Annotated in this window: 16 protein-coding genes; 3 read left to right on the top strand and 13 right to left on the bottom strand. The window is 45.7% G+C overall.

Annotated elements, in window-relative coordinates:
• Positions 1-132 precede the first annotated feature (132 nt).
• From DDQ68_RS22580 to DDQ68_RS24385, 3 genes are all read right to left on the bottom strand, one after another.
• Positions 133-1671, bottom strand: a complete 1539-nt coding sequence (locus DDQ68_RS22580; RefSeq protein WP_162549846.1) for a hypothetical protein — start codon at positions 1669-1671, stop codon at positions 133-135.
• A 5-nt stretch (positions 1672-1676) separates the two neighbouring features.
• Positions 1677-2012, bottom strand: a complete 336-nt coding sequence (locus DDQ68_RS24390) for a hypothetical protein (RefSeq protein ID WP_342767436.1) — start codon at positions 2010-2012, stop codon at positions 1677-1679.
• Positions 2013-2129: 117 nt separating this feature from the next.
• A complete protein-coding gene (locus tag DDQ68_RS24385; protein WP_211320229.1) occupies positions 2130-2486 on the bottom strand; it encodes a caspase family protein in 357 nt (118 codons plus the stop codon).
• Between the two features lie 616 nt (positions 2487-3102).
• On the opposite strand from DDQ68_RS24385, the gene DDQ68_RS04630 reads away from it, so the two are divergent.
• Positions 3103-3783, top strand: a complete 681-nt coding sequence (locus tag DDQ68_RS04630) for a recombinase family protein (protein ID WP_109655268.1) — start codon at positions 3103-3105, stop codon at positions 3781-3783.
• 234 nt (positions 3784-4017) lie between these two features.
• Here the strand turns inward: DDQ68_RS04630 and DDQ68_RS22575 are convergent, their stop codons facing one another.
• The 4 genes from DDQ68_RS22575 to DDQ68_RS04615 form a co-directional block, all read right to left on the bottom strand.
• Entirely contained in the window at positions 4018-4326 is a 309-nt protein-coding gene (locus DDQ68_RS22575; protein WP_162549845.1) for a hypothetical protein, read from the bottom strand.
• Positions 4298-4849 carry a hypothetical protein gene (locus tag DDQ68_RS04625; protein WP_109655266.1) on the bottom strand — a complete coding sequence of 184 codons (552 nt, stop codon included), beginning with the start codon at positions 4847-4849 and terminating at the stop codon, positions 4298-4300. The genes DDQ68_RS22575 and DDQ68_RS04625 overlap by 29 nt, the downstream gene beginning before the upstream one ends.
• Before the next feature lie 187 nt (positions 4850-5036).
• Positions 5037-5360: a hypothetical protein gene (locus DDQ68_RS04620; protein WP_109655264.1), complete on the bottom strand. Its 324-nt coding sequence runs from the start codon at positions 5358-5360 to the stop codon at positions 5037-5039.
• A gap of 507 nt (positions 5361-5867) precedes the next feature.
• Positions 5868-7061, bottom strand: a complete 1194-nt coding sequence (locus DDQ68_RS04615) for a replication initiation protein (RefSeq protein ID WP_109655262.1) — start codon at positions 7059-7061, stop codon at positions 5868-5870.
• Between the two features lie 1063 nt (positions 7062-8124).
• On the opposite strand from DDQ68_RS04615, the gene DDQ68_RS04610 reads away from it, so the two are divergent.
• Positions 8125-9705 carry a hypothetical protein gene (locus tag DDQ68_RS04610; protein ID WP_162549844.1) on the top strand — a complete coding sequence of 527 codons (1581 nt, stop codon included), beginning with the start codon at positions 8125-8127 and terminating at the stop codon, positions 9703-9705.
• Between the two features lie 221 nt (positions 9706-9926).
• On the opposite strand, the gene DDQ68_RS22570 is transcribed toward DDQ68_RS04610, so the two are convergent.
• Complete coding sequence (locus DDQ68_RS22570; protein ID WP_162549843.1) at positions 9927-11360, bottom strand: hypothetical protein; 1434 nt, start codon at positions 11358-11360, stop codon at positions 9927-9929.
• A 318-nt stretch (positions 11361-11678) separates the two neighbouring features.
• On the opposite strand from DDQ68_RS22570, the gene DDQ68_RS04605 reads away from it, so the two are divergent.
• Positions 11679-12371 (top strand): tetratricopeptide repeat protein, encoded by a 693-nt coding sequence (locus DDQ68_RS04605; protein WP_109655258.1) that lies wholly within the window; start codon positions 11679-11681, stop codon positions 12369-12371.
• Between the two features lie 63 nt (positions 12372-12434).
• Here the strand turns inward: DDQ68_RS04605 and DDQ68_RS04600 are convergent, their stop codons facing one another.
• The 5 genes from DDQ68_RS04600 to DDQ68_RS22555 all read right to left on the bottom strand — a co-directional run bounded on the left by DDQ68_RS04600 (position 12435) and on the right by DDQ68_RS22555 (position 15018).
• Complete coding sequence (locus tag DDQ68_RS04600) at positions 12435-12650, bottom strand: hypothetical protein (RefSeq protein WP_162549842.1); 216 nt, start codon at positions 12648-12650, stop codon at positions 12435-12437.
• A gap of 44 nt (positions 12651-12694) precedes the next feature.
• A complete protein-coding gene (locus tag DDQ68_RS22565; protein WP_162549841.1) occupies positions 12695-13267 on the bottom strand; it encodes a DUF4339 domain-containing protein in 573 nt (190 codons plus the stop codon).
• Between the two features lie 63 nt (positions 13268-13330).
• Positions 13331-13744 (bottom strand): DUF4339 domain-containing protein, encoded by a 414-nt coding sequence (locus tag DDQ68_RS24620; protein WP_369076536.1) that lies wholly within the window; start codon positions 13742-13744, stop codon positions 13331-13333.
• Positions 13745-13864: 120 nt separating this feature from the next.
• Positions 13865-14347 carry a hypothetical protein gene (locus DDQ68_RS22560; RefSeq protein ID WP_162549840.1) on the bottom strand — a complete coding sequence of 161 codons (483 nt, stop codon included), beginning with the start codon at positions 14345-14347 and terminating at the stop codon, positions 13865-13867.
• Between the two features lie 194 nt (positions 14348-14541).
• On the bottom strand, positions 14542-15018 hold the full coding sequence (locus DDQ68_RS22555) for a 6-fold beta flower protein (protein WP_162549839.1): 477 nt from the start codon (positions 15016-15018) through the stop codon (positions 14542-14544).
• Positions 15019-15093: the final 75 nt, after the last annotated feature.

Raw genomic sequence — 15093 nt, 5'->3', positions numbered from 1 at the left:
CCCTTTGCAGTCTGCCCCTGAGATTGGCATTAAACGTTATCTACCCTTAGTTAGTAAAGCAGGTACAACCTTTAATAAATTTAAGTGAACTTATAGCTTGGTACAACTAATGCTCCGGTATCCCAATTATTCTTAAAAGTTGTACTGGATGCCGACATATGCCCCTTTAGTTTTAAGATTAAATGTGTATTTAATGTCTTTCTCTAGTTCAGTTGTTGAAGATATTGTTTGCCCAACTGCCAGTTTGTTTAAACTTTGTTCCCACGCAAGAATGCCGCCAGCAGTGATCGCAAACTTTTTGCTTGGAAATGCAAACCCCCCTCCGTATAAAATAAATGGTCTTTTCTTAGTGGGGTCTAAACCAATCTGTGCAATAGGGACGAAGTATCTTGACCTTATACCCGGGTTAAAATTTAAAAATAGTGCTGTTATAGGAGTGTTGCTTTTAATATCATCTTCTGTGATAGAGAATTGACCTTGACCAGTATTTGAAACGCCAAAACCTCTTAACGTGGTGTTGCCATAAAATATTCCAGTACTGACAGAAACTACTACGAAATCGTATGTTTCGAACACTAATGTTTTCTTTGTTACATCGCTTTTTTTAACAAGCTCTTTGCGCTCTTTGCTAGCATCTGTCTTTTTGTATTCATATTCAGTGATTGTCAATTTCGTTTGAAGCCTTTTTCCGTCTTCAAATGATAAAGGGCGTATCTTATAATACCCTTTAGTTTCCGGTTGATTTGTGTTGTAAGAAGACTCGTTTTTTTGCGAAGTGTTAATAATTGCGATCACGGATCTCATATTTTTTATTAAATTCCGGTTTGAGTTTACGATTAGGGAGTTTTGTTCAATGAAGTTTGATACGGTTGTCCTTGTATAGCTATTTAATAATACGTCTGAAAGCTTGAGTTCAGTAATTAATTTTACTATTTCAATCTGAGTTGACTCTATTTCAGTCTGTTGAGTCTCAAATTTGTCAACGTTAGACGATTCTAAAGCTGTTGTGCTTGCTACATTGGTAGCGTCAGAAAGAGCAAACAACTTTTCAAAAATACCTTCTAATTCCTTTGGAATGTTGGTTGATATTTTCTTGTCAACGTTTTCAAGTAAAGGCGTAATTTTATTAAAATTTATCCTATCACTTTCCGTCAATAAGTCTTGGCTTGCGCGAAGCTGTAAGTAAAGTAACGTTAGAGCAGTGTTATTAAAGCCATTTGCAGGGATACTTAATTCAGTTGTTCCTGCAGCCAATAATGCTGCACGTGAGCCTTTAACAATGGATTTAGTTTCAGCGCTGTTTAGCGATGTTACAGGTGTGCCGAACTGAGATGTTAATAGCCCAACAAAATCGCTCAGGGCTTTGTCTCTATCGTCTGTAAAAGTGGTGTCTTTCCATAGTACCTTATACTTTAGCGGATTTAACCACTTCATGTATATGCTACATGAATTATCGCCAGCCAAAGAGAAAATGATACCGTCTTTTATTGGAATTGGATTGTCAGAAGTCTTGCCTGTGAGAAAATAACTTAAGGTATTGTCTGTAGCATCCATAGACAGGTAGAGAGCCTGATCTTTAATCTTCTTTCCTCTCGGATACAAAGACTGCTGAGCAAAACCTGTCAGGTATGTGACTGAAAAGAGTAAAAAGGTAAACGTAAAGGTCTTCATCTTGCCTAAATAGTGAAAGGTTTTTGATTATCGAAAATTGGATTTGGTTGACCAATGTTGTAATAATTTGGCGTTTGCTCTGCAGGCATAAGGTTTACTATTTGTTTGTAAAATGATAAATAACCACTACTAAACTTGCCTCCATTCCACACGTTTTTTAACATACTCGTGAATTTGCCATTAAAAGGTCCATCGTAAGAGGATTGGTTGTCTTGGCAGCCGGAGAGTAGTTTTACACTTGCCTTAATATTTGGCGAACTAACATTTTTAACCGATTTCAGAATGTCATCGTAAAACTCCTTGTTCTCGTAATATGTACTGGATGCCACTTCATTGGGCATGTATTTTGCACGAAAATCAGTGCTAATTCGCTCCCTATTACTTGCTAGTCGGAGAACTGTACCACTATTACAGCTATCTGAAATTACTAAGATCCGAACACCTGCCTTAAAACTGGATCAAAGTTGCGACAACTCATCATCTACAAGTTCGCCGTCATATAAGCACCATGTTTCGTCCAGCCCGTCATCTTCATCGCCATTTATATCAGGCAGTTGCCCTCCATGACCGGAATATGAAATAACGAATATGTCTCCTTGGTTCAGTGTTTGAGCAGCATTTAGAATCGATGAAGTAACCGCCTGCCTTGTCGCATTTGACCTAAGAAGAACATATGTTTGGAATCCTTGATATTTTGCGATCAGAGACATATCATTTGCATCATACTCAGCAGCATTGAGTTCCCCATTCCAACCTGAATAGTGATTTGGGTCAACATAGTTTAGACCGATGTGAAGCGAAATTGCTGTTGCCATTGTTATTATGTGTTTGTGGTTAGATTTTTAAATGCATGAGACTCTATTTTCAGATACATTATTTAAAGTATTTGAAAGTATTCTTTAATCATTTCTAAGGTTTGGGCTCAAACTCTTTTATGTTAGTCTTTCTGAATGAAGCGAAAGTAGTACAGGGTTTTTGCTAGTACATCAGTGCTACCACTGAATTTGAGCAGTTGAGTAATAATTGATAAAATGTGGCTAATTTTAAATAAATAACCTCATTTTCAATTTGTTGTGCGTAAGGTTGCCCAACTAGTACTAGGTGAATGTTAAGCATAATGCCTTAGAATAACGGGGGTACGATGATGTGTTTCCCCGTGCCGACAAAAACGTGTCCCTACTGCGGAAAAATACCTATCGCTCGTCAGCGGCTGACAAATTCAGTTTCAATCGTACAGGTGAATGCCATTGTGTAGAATCAGCCGTGTGCCTAAGCGAATTTTGCTTGGCAAGCGCAGTAATGGTGAAAAATGTGTGTATTTACAGCTTCGTAGTAAAACGCTCACCTTATGCGTTTAGGGGATGCGCATTATTTAAACGAGCGTTTAAATAATGCGCAATTTCGTAACTTGTCGAAAGTTTATTACTAACGATGATCGAAACCCGTAGCAGATTTATTACTTATTATCGGGTATCCACCCAAAAACAGGGCGCTTCTGGATTGGGGCTAGAAGCACAGAAAGCCGCAGTCACTTCTTTTGTCAAGGAGGAAGCGCACGTCCTCGGTGAGTTTGTCGAAGTCGAAAGCGGGAATAAGGACCTTCGTCCACAACTCCACGCTGCAATTGCTGCGGCGCAGAGTCAGAATGCGACGCTTCTTATCGCCAAGTTGGATCGGCTCTCTCGTAATGCCGGTTTCATCTTCGCCTTGCGCGATGCCGGCGTATCCTTTGTGTGTTGCGACATGCCGGACGCCAATTCGCTAACGGTGGGTCTCTTTACGGTGATTGCTCAACACGAGCGCGAAACCATTAGTAAGCGCACTAAGGATGCACTTGCGGCGAAGAAAGTACGAGGGGCTACGCTTGGATCACCACAAAACCTTACGGCAGCCGCCAGAAACAAAGGTGAAGAGGTCAGAAGAAGGAATGCGTTAGAAAACCCCCAGAACAAGCAGGCAGGTATGTTGACAGCATTATTGCATGCTAAGGGTCATTCGCTGCAACAAATTGTTGATGAGTTAAATGGTGTGGGCTTTAAAACACGTCGTGGAAAGCCTTTCTATCATTCGGCAGTCCAGCGGTTGTTATTCAGAATTGCTCTTACCGGATAATCACACTATGGTTTTCAGTGTAACACGTAAGCATGTTGTGCTTTCAGATGGCTTAGGCACATGTTTATACCCGCCTCATTCTAGTAACCACCTTTGCAAGGATGCAGCAAATAGCAGAAGGGGCGGTGCTAGTCGCAACCAATGGGTTTTGATCGTATTTTGTATGAGTAGCGGCGACCGATTGTCTAATACATGCTAAACCGGGGCTGCCATGAGTAGAACTTTTGGTGGCTACTACTTTCCAAATAGTACCAAGGTCTTTGCATAGTCTTCTGGCGACGAGGGCGGCGGAATTAGATCACGTAGGTGCGGATACTGATTTAAGGCTTCTTCGCTGGCATCTTTAATCGCGTAGGGGTTGTCTTCCAACCAAAGCGGGTCTTTCAGGCGGCGTTGCGCTCGTTCGAGGTCGCGTTGCCTGGTTGCCTTTGCTTTCGTTGCCGTGACTCGGCGTTTGGCGTCTTCAAGTGATTGCGCAAACGAAATCTCCTGCACTGGGGCGGGTTTGTTTTCTTCACTCTGCTGGTTTGTTTGCACCTTCATATCCTAACAGTAGCTCAGCGATGCGTTTTTGTAGCTTCGTCTTGGCGACAGTAACGGGTTTTGAAGTGGACGTCGGTTCGGTGGCGATCAAAACGTTCTCGAGTGCGGCGAGTGGGTCAGCGACGGTTTGAAGGTTGGCGGCTCGAACCCCAACCAATGGTTGCTGTTCCGGCGCTACCCCCTTGGTACCAGCGCGAATGGTCAGAACCTGAGCAATAGGAGTGGAAGCCACTACGTCGCTTTGTTGAATTTTTAACACAGAAACATCCGCTGGAACCATTTCGCGTACGGCATCCCGTGGTGCGGTTGCTTGGTTAGCGAGTGCCGCGGGCAACTCGTCGAGGTCGGTCTCCAAAAAAGCGGCAAGCTCCTGCTGTAATTGCTGAAACACGGCAAAAATCTGCTGCTGCTCATGGTCGGTGAGCTTATTGTAACGGGCGGGGTGGAGCTTGTTGATGAGCACGTTTTTGTCCACGCCGATTTTAGCAGCCAGGGCAGATACGCTCATGCCGTAGCGGCTCATGAAATGGTGAACGAGAGAGGGGTTTATGCAGTTTGAGCGCTCATTCGATAAACAATTGGATTTCAGTATATTTTTCCGTGCGGAAGCGTGAAAAACTAAAGCGCGGTGGAATTACTAGTTTGTCAATACGGTAACTGTGCTGGCTGGTATAGTGTAGTAAAATTGGTGGTTGCGCATCGGCGTAAACTTACTGTTCGCTTAGCAACCGGTTGATTTTATCCTTGCGGGTCGGCACTAGTTCGTACAGTATCTGCATAATGTATTTTTGCTTAAAACGGTGCTCTTCTGCGTTGCGATTTTTATCAAACTTAGAATCAAAAAAAGCGTCACCGAAGTAGTTATACAGCTCTTCGCTTATTTCGTAAACTTCGTTGTTGCCGGTGTATGGGTAAAGGTAAAAAGGCATTTCTGCATCATCATCGTTGCTAACCCCAACCCAAAAATCAGCGACGAGAAAAAAGCTTTTTAACAATGCTTGCGCTTCGTCGCGCAACGCGGTGGTGGTGCTCATTGGATTGTTGGTTAAATTTTGAAAGTGTTAAGTATTTGCAAGTAGTACGATTATGTACTATTATTCAGCAGGGTTTTAATTTTGCGATGCCGCGGGCGCGAAAACGTGGTGTACATCATATCAACGTCGATGGTGGTGCCAAGCTTTATATGAAATCTTTTCGAATAGTGGTCGAGTTGGTTCATGAAAACAAGGGGTAAGCCGGCTATTTTACCAGCAGCCATAACGCTAGGGCTGTCGCGGGGAAATGATTTGTATTAGCGGCTAGTGGTGGTGTACAAGCGAGATGTTGTAACACGTTTATTGCCGCGGGTATAAACGGTGTATTGCTATTCACATTTTATCCTGATGGATGATTTAGGGATGTGGTGGCAGACTTGGATGTATAAGGCGGTGAGCATGTTGGAGGTGCGCAAAGTCTTTGCGCACTGCTACTTCAGCAGCATATCCAGCTTAAAGCAGCGCAGCAGCCGTTGCAATAGTTATTGTTCCGTCATGTCTGTGGTCTTAAAAAATGTACCGCATTTCGGACTTGAAGGTGTTCATCGCAAACCCCGCCAGCTTGTCCGCACTTACTTTCTTCTTTTCACAATCTACCTTTAAGACAGCGCGGAAAAATCCTGTTTCGTAGACTTCCGGTTGATTCAGCACGGCACGGCACAGCTTGCGAGCTTGGTGCTCGGATACGCCGTAGGTGAACAACTTGGCGTGAGCATTGATGAGTCGTTGCCGCAACGGGAGCTTTTGCCCCGGCACGAACGAGTCGGTCGGTGGGTGCGAGGGCACCGGCTCGATAACGGTGCAGTGTAGCTGGTGGGGCAGGGCTTGCCGAATCAGCGCAGCCAAGGAATCCGCTGCCGTTTCTACTGTGGGAGTGAACGTTACGGGCTCGGCAGCCGCCACGCTGGGCGCACTGGCAACCAATGCCACGGCAGCCGCCGGCAACGCCGCTTCCTTCACGATTCCCTTGACTGGCTCCACCGTGTCCTGGACCGCTGCCACCGCGTTCCCCACGAGTTGACGCACCGGAGCGGCTTTCTTGCGGGTCAGCGCGATTTCGGGAATGGTAAACCACACTCCCTTTGCCACCATGCCGCGTTTTTTGGTCGTAGCGGTGCAGTCAATGCCCGCTTTTTTGAGACTCTTTACCGCCGAATCAAGCCAGCCTTTCAGCCGCGTGTAGCTGCCGGCAAAGGGGGAGTCACCCCCAAAAAATAGACACTCGATTTCGGCAATGGTCAGGTACTTTTTCTTGACCGCAGCCAGTGGGCGGTAGTAGGAGCGCAGCACCCACAGCAATCGGTGGGCGTTGGGGTTGCGCAACCCCCGCTTTTCCAAATCTGCTATGTCCAACGTCGTGTACCACGCGTCATCGTGCAGCAAGTGCGGCATCAACCTGGGGTTGAACACGAAGTCAATGGCGCCTTCCCTAGCGGGTCGGTCCATGCTTAGGAACAAGGGTTCCCCAAACCACCGCCGTGCCTGCAGCGACACGATAGCAGCGGCAAGTTGGGCGTACCCGACCGCGCCGGACACGTTCAGCTCCTTGACCAGTACGCATAAAGAAGGCGCTGCCGACCCGGTTTTCCGGTGCAGACAGCGCAAGGCGGCATGATACAGACGCGTTTCCGTGAGCGGCATGGGCTCTTGCGGAAACTGGACAAACTCGTTGGTTAAGCTAGCGTGGTTGTGAAGCGGCATTGGGCGTGTGGGTTAACACACGCTGAGGTTCTTGTAAGTAGATGGTAACGGTGATTAATGTATTCTCAGACGTGAAAGTGAGAGGTATTGTGGGACAAAAATACGGCAAAGTTTTGTAATTGTTTGCATCGGCGTAAAATAATTTTTAAAAAAAGCATTGGCGTGATAATTCATAGCCACACCATTTTCGTGGGTAGCTCCGTGTATTTGTGGGTAGCTGCCGTGTAGATGAGTAAAACGCCTCAATCGTTCAAGTAGTTACGGATGTGTAAACACGTCTTAATATTCTATAATATCACAAAATATTTCTCAAAAAAACCGAAGATAGTAGAACAACGGGGGTGATGCGCGGCACCGAGTCGGCTTTTTTAAAGATGAAATGTCAGAATAAAGGTGTGTGACGGACCCCACGTCAATGCCTAATATCAACATCAAAATATATTCTCACATTCATCACTAGGCTTGTGTAAGCACAAAAAAAATCGCTGGTCGGGCGGGCTTTTTCTCGGTAACTAACTACGAAATGATTCTCTCATGCGTCCGTTTTTTGCGATGACATTTTGGTGCGTATTTAATAATAGGCTGCTAGCCTGCGCTACCCAATTTATCACTGTTTTTTCAAAAATAAATGCGTTTTCAGGGCGTAAGGGTACATTATGTCAAATTCGTTAGTCATAGTGGTAGCATTGGCTATCCTTCCCTTTCCCTGCATTTTACTCCATTCCCTCTTTTAACGACGTGAGAATAGTATTTTTTACATGAAGCGTGTGGGTGCCACACACGCAAAGACCACCACGATAAGCCCTGGAAAAGATTGAAAATAATCTAAATATTTTTTAAACTAAACAAATTTTATATAATATAATAAATACGATATGGAACAGAATTTTCCATATCGTATAAAAAATAATAAACGCATATGATTCAATACTTGTCCGGTAGTACTGAATATATCACCCGTGCTCGCTTACTGGATAAATACCCGATTCCTTATACGAACCTATAAGTCGTGTTGTTGCACCACAGCATCACCACAATTGCAGAATAAAATAAATTCCTCTTTTTGAAATATGAAGTAGAAGTATTGGTGGAACAATACCTAAAAAATAATTATACATGGATGCTTAAGAAATTCTTTCTCCCTTCAAATCTATGTGTCAATGAATTGAAAAATATCCTGGTTGTTGACCATGGCAAAGCCCAAATAGTTGACCAAGCCTGTTTGTTTTATACGATGCTGTGCAAGGATTATCTGCGCTTGTACAACCGCAACGAGCTCGATGGATACACCCAGTTCCACTACGCGCAGTTGGTGGATATATTTGGAATTGGATACCGCGGCGTGCTAGACTTGCTATTAGCCGCTGGCTTGCTGGAGGTTAACCAAGTGAACCCCGAAACGGGGGAAGTGAAAACCACCGGCTACTATTCCAAGACCCGTGCCACTGCCAAGTCCTATCGCATACCCAAGCGCTTACACGAGCTGGGCAAGTTTTATAAAACTGCCACGATAAATACACTAGACAAAGTGCTGATGAATAAAATTGCACGCTTGAAAGGCGTGACCACTGACCAACATCTCAAGCGCGAATATTACCGCAACTATGTACTGGCGCAAATGAACCAAGTGGTGTTGCTGGATAACGACCACAGCCGGTCCGTGATTGCGCTGGAATGTGCTAAGCGCGGTGTGGCGTACACCGACGAGTACGCCACGGCGCGCATCAATGCCTTCAACTTCGACCCAGTGAAGCGCAGCGTGATTTGCGCTTTTGGTACCCGCGTCCACACCGAAATCACTAATAACTTGAAGCAAATGCGCGAAGACTTCCGCTTTGGCGGGGACTCAAGCAAGTGGGAAGAAATTGATTTGGTGGCGTCCCAGCCGTGGTTCCTTTCCATCATCACCCCCGCCTTAATTAAGAAGTTCGTGCCCGAATGCGCGGACGCCATCCCTGCCTTCAAAACGTACAACCGGCACCCAGACCTGCTGCGCTTCCGCCGACTGTGCGCGGATCCCGACTACGGCATTTATGAAGCGTTTCGCGACGCCTACAACGCGATGTACGGGGCACAGTTCACTCGCGCCGATGCTAAGCGCATTTGCTTTCGTGCTTTCTACACCAATTATCAAAAGCACGAGAAACTTACCCCGGCTAAATGTGCCGTACGAGTCCAGCGAGCTTGCGACGCGTTAGCGGCAGTAGAAGAGTCCCATAAGCACGTATTGTGTTTCGGTTATCGCTACCAGCGCCACGAGGCAGTGCAACAGCTACAAGCAGCCAAAAAACGGGTCAAGCTGGCAAAGTCTCTGCTGTTTAGCCACCAGTGCATCACTATGTTCAAAGCGGAGTTTCGCGGGGCATACGATTTGCTTGCCGAAATCAAGTTGCTGCCGTGGGACTTTGAGCGGGGCACGAAGACCTTCTATACCAAATACTACGCGAACCCGGCGTTGCTGGCGCAGCGCATGGAAGCCAGCATTGTGTACACCGTTGTGGTAAAGGCACTAGTAGACGCGGGCATTACGCGCATCGTGACCATCCACGATTCTTTCTGCGTGCGGGAGCAAGATGCGGCGCAAGCCAAGAAGATCATCAAGCGCGCATTTGCACAGCTAAAACTAAAACCAAGTCTGAAATGAGCATGCCCGAAGTACGATTTTAAGCGTTCCTGTAAGAATGGGAGCCGGTATTACTCTGCCATGAATTTGTCATAGAAGTGCGCACCACCCATCTGAAAAATGGGGGGCGCCGGAGCTACTAACGCGGGTCTCAACTTGTATAAGCAATGTTCTTTTAATCAAAACATTAAGACCACTTATATTATTCCTCGGAGCCGGCATGGCTATTCTCAACGCCGGCTTTAAAGCCTATTCCAACTATGGGAGCCGGCGTGTGCTGAGCATCCACCGCCACGGGGAAACCTTGCCATTAAAACCACCGCGCCGCAGTATTCGCATGAAAAAGAGGTACTGCCCGGGGAGCCCAGATTAGACCAGCTATGGGAGCCGGCGTGTGCTGAGCACCCACCGCCACGTGGAGAACCGGCTTTGGTTACTTGTGCACCGCAGTAATCACACATGAAAACACTTCGCTCTTCTACTTTAACCTCCGCGGGTCGCCATTGGACCACTGGGGAGTTGTCTTCTGCCTGTGGAGCCTTCGCTATTTCTACCTCATCAGCTTTAGTAGGCTCCGAATTACCGGTATTGTCATTAGCCCACTCTTGCATTTCGGAAGGCACTGCAGCAGCATCTTCAGCGTAAAGCTCAACTTTACCTGAGCGCCAAATACCCACAGTCACGGCGTTTTTTTTCTCGTCAAACATTATTTTTACTCCCTTCGTTTGCCTCAATTCTGCGTTATCTCCATCGGCAGTTATTAACCCTGCCCTTGATGAATATCCCGGCTGCAGAAACCATGAAAATCCCGCAAGCTCGTAATAAGCACCTTGCATAACCTTGTGTATCCTCTCATTCATTGTAGCACTGGATAGAACTTGCACCTCGTGTGGGTACTTTTCCTTGTCGCCACTATCGAACTGAAGTTTTTCTTCCAAAGTTGTGGTGGCAGCTTTTTCAGTCGAGACCAAAGCACTATTGTCCGATTTGTTGCTGCTTTGGTGGTCGGAGTTGACAATGGGCTCCGTATTAGTTGGGCTCGGCGCTTCGGCAACCCACCTTTTAAAACTGAGGGCTTCGTTGCCCACTTGGTGTTGCATACTTGAAATGCTCCCTTTTATACCGTTGGCATTCTTTGCGAGATAACTGAAAGCCATTGAAACCACTGTAAAAGCCACTACAGACCCTACAAAGACAGTCGCGGCACGCCATATGGAAATACCAATTCTGTCGAGTATAAGAGGAATGAAAATTAGTGCCCCAATGGTACAGGCAATGTTTTTGAACGTCCAGAAACTCGGTTCAGCCGGTGGTATCGCCTTTGCCGTTTCGATTATTACTTGTGCTTGTGCATTCATTGCGAAAATTAGCAGCGCCACCAATGCAAAGCCAAAGCTCAGCCAATAAGCCGTAAATAATTTAGGTAATCTCTTTACTTGGGTGTGAACCGAAGTCAATCCCTGTGGCTGTATTTCAATATCATGCTCCTCTGATTCAAAATAATACATGCTGGTAATATCATTAGCCTCAACGCAGGAGTAATTTGTATTAATTGGATCTGGCAATTTGTACATCACTTCTTTTACCACAGCAATATCAAACTCGACAGTAACAGTCTTTCGAAGGCTTTTTACAGACAACATTTTGCAAGCAAAAGTTAGTAGATTAATGAGCAAGCTGTTTGCGGGGGAGTTTATGCATTTTATTTCACAGGGCTGTGTTTAATTAACATGAGGTAGTTGAGTGCCAATGTGTGAGTGTAATGTGTTTTGCTTATTTACACTATTTTATCGCGGATTGTAGTGCGCAAATCAATGATAATGCTCGTGTTTATTCTATGCCCAAATGCCATTGAACCATCTCGAGCTATTCAGTAGCAAGGGATGTGAACAGCGCTGATATAAGCAATGCAATGTACAGTCATAGGGGCTTGCTTTCTAATCTTTTTGATATACTTTATTAAATTAATATCCAATTTATATTAATAAAACCACATGAATTTCGAGCGCTTGAAGCTATTTCGATGTTTACCGCTGCTCTGTACGGCTTGCTATAGCTCCGCAAAAGAGGTTTCTCTTAATCCGGAGGCGGCTTACCAAGCCATAAGGACAAAGCAGTTTCAAGCTGCCATTGGTAAACTGGATACCTTGGTTGCCGCAGCACCCGACAGTGCCCGGTACCTGCTGCTGCGCGGGTATGCGAAGGATGAGTTGGCGCAGTACGACGCCGGCATCGCCGACTTTACCGCTGCCCTCTACCTGAACCCGACTTACGTTAATGCACTCAACAATCGGGGGCATGCTTACTATTTAACCAGTGATTTCAAGAAGGCAAACCAAGATTATTCCATGGCACTTCGGCTGGATGATTCCTATGCGCTCGCCTATGGAAACCGAGCCTTGCTTCGGGTCGCAGAAGGAGAATATCGCCTAGCACTGAGCGATATTAGCCATGGTCTGTCACTCGGGGACTCGCTCAATGCCTCCTATTATAATCTGCGGGGGTACTGCGAGCTACAGCTAGGCAACCCACGCCGTGCGGTGGCAGCGTTGAACAAGGCGATTCAGATGGAACCACTGTACTTGGATGCGCTTGACAATCGGGAGGAAGCGTACCGGCTCTTGGGTGAGCAAACTTTCTGCCGACATGACTCCCTACTGGTTGCACAATTACGGGGTAACAAGTAAGCTTGATTGAGTTAACCACTGTCACCGATAATATTAACACGAGGCAACTCACCGCCATCGGTGTTACAGAAAAAAGTGCAATGCAACGACCGCACCAATCCCAACCGTTTTCAGCGTGTGGTCGACGCCAGATTCAAATATCAATTCGAACCGGTCACTTTGGTGGACAAGAATAGCGCGGGTCCATTCCGAGCCTTCTTTACTTTGCCTTAGTCTTCCAATAACGCGCCCTTCTACCATCAATTCTATGTCGAGATTGATTTGGATGAGCAGCGACAAGGAGTCTAACGTCATTATAACGCTGCCTTGTGCGTCTTCGACCGTCAACCCGACTTGGGCAGGCGTGCGCTCACGCGGCAAATTGCCAATAACTGGTTTTTTGTGTCCAGCACATGTAACTCTTGTTTACTGGAGAGGAAGCTCCAATAGTTTTGCTTGGGCTTATAAAGGGTAAACAAAAGCCCTGATGCACCCCTGAGGGGGAGCTTATAGGATTCATTAAACCACAACCCTTTTTCTATTAAGCGTTGTAAATCTTCGTTATTCGAGAAAGCCGCGAACACCTCAGCGGTGTCCATGGTAAGGACCTCTCGGTCATCTTGAAATACACCTAATTTTGGGACTGAGTACCCCATAGCACTAAAGGCTTTGCCTGCATTAATACCCGAACTCGGAGCAGCCCCGGTCGAGTGCGTTTGCGCAAGGGAGGCATTCTTTGAAGGGAAAGGAGGGGGAATGGTTGCAAACAACGATGAAAGGGCTTTTACTTGCTCAGCAGCGACCCATGTATCCATTCCTGCGGTCCAGATTAACGTTTCCCTTTTTACCCCATGGCTCATCAACTCATGCATTGCTAAAGGACCAGTAGCAATGCCACCCTTTTCGATATAATACATCTGACTATTTAGAAACAAAACCCATTAATATGCAAACAGTGAAATTCAAGCACCGCAACTGCCTTATAGCTTGAGCAGTAGCTGTGCCAAGATAACTCCACAGGCTCGGACAAATAATAGCGCGACTATACAGCCTATAAAGTACAGTACTACGTGCCACCATTTTGTAGTTTTCGAGGACGCGCTGAATTGAGGAGCCCTGACTGAAGTACGGCGCACAAGCCTTGGCTTCGCGGTATGGGTGCGGCTTTGTGATTGTATCAGGGATGCCTTCTTTTCTTGAGCATCTCTCGTGGAGGAAGTTTCCGATACTTCTGAAAATAAGGGCAACAATTCGGGAACGGTTGACGCAGGAGCCCATCCCGACATATCATTGTGCCAAACCAAACTATTGGCTTTCACTCCGTGGGCAATTAAGAGATGACCGGCTGTAGGTCCGGCTTGCTGCCCTTCCTTTTCGTAGAAATATTCTCTCATGGGCTCGTTTATTTTCTGTTGTCGCCCTACACTACCCTGCGGATTTGTAGTTGCCATAAAAAAACGTGAACGAGCTCAGCCGTTCCACGAGTATCGTATGGTAAGAAATGCCTTCTGGTGTTATTCTTCGTTGCTTATGACTGAAATGTGTTGCAGCCGCACAATAAAGTAGTTCTGGCTGCAACTTACAGCGACACTGTAATATTCCGGACTCGCCTGTATCTCGCAGTGTCCCTTGGTAGACGTTTGAAATGCCGACCAGATTGCCAGTGCCAATAACTTGGGGTCGCTACGACATTGCCTCAGTTCGGGACTCATGCCCACCAACTCTGCGCATGGCGCTGGGTCGGCATGAAATAGCTTGTTACGCACTTCCATAATTCGGTTGTGCTCGACTATATCCTTCAAGAGTGCGGGGTCGAAGACCACTGCTGGCGCGTTGCGCACGAACTGTCGGCGCTTGACTTGGAGCAGCGCGGCGTACTCATGATTTAATTGCTGCAAGTTACAGGCTTGCTTGTAGGTGCGGAGTGGACCTCTAGTTTGGCTGCTGACCGTGTTAGCTAACAATGATAAACAGGCTAAGGCAATATATTTATTCATGCCTTTAAAACAGGAATCCAATCATGATATTGCGACGAAAGGAGCGCAAAGGATTCCTATTACTACAATGAACACAATTACTTAGTGCGTGAATGGATGTAGGTATGTCATATCATCCTTAATTTCGAGACGATGTCCTTCATCTAATACGCACTTAATGTCTTTTGCACTGTGCATGTTCTGTTGATTCGTCTCTAATAAATGTATTTTATAGTGTACCAAATAGCGACAAATTCCTCAATAGTGACATCGCCCTTGATGCTAAATGCGATGTCACCAGAATAGCTAGAAGTGCCGGTAAACACCTTGCCATCACGAATTGTAGCTATTACATCACCACTATAGGTCGATGTGTTCTTGTAGATTTTACCATCCTTAATGTTCATGACAATGTCTCCACTGTAAGTGGATGTGCCTTTGTAAACTTTGCCCTCAGCAATGTTATATAGCACATCGCCTGAGTATGTACTTGTGCCTTTAAAGATTTTATTTTTCGACACATTACAAGTAACATCTCCGCTATAGCTGGATGTTTTTTTGTAGATTTTTTGATTCGCAAGATTGCAAATCACATCACCTCCGTAATTGGAAGTGCCTTTATACACTTTTACTTGTCCCATTGAAATATTAATTGTCATTGTTGCTAGTACTGCAAGGATAAGTTTCTTCATACATGTTGTGGACTGAGAAAAAAAGGTGTGAAATGAGCCCCAAATGTATAACTGGCTTCAGCAGCGGAAGAAGTT

The organism is Hymenobacter nivis, from assembly GCF_003149515.1.
Taxonomy (GTDB): Bacteria; Bacteroidota; Bacteroidia; order Cytophagales; family Hymenobacteraceae; genus Hymenobacter; species Hymenobacter nivis.
Note: the sequence above shows the minus strand (reverse complement) of the source record. Positions and strands in the feature narration are given on the sequence as shown.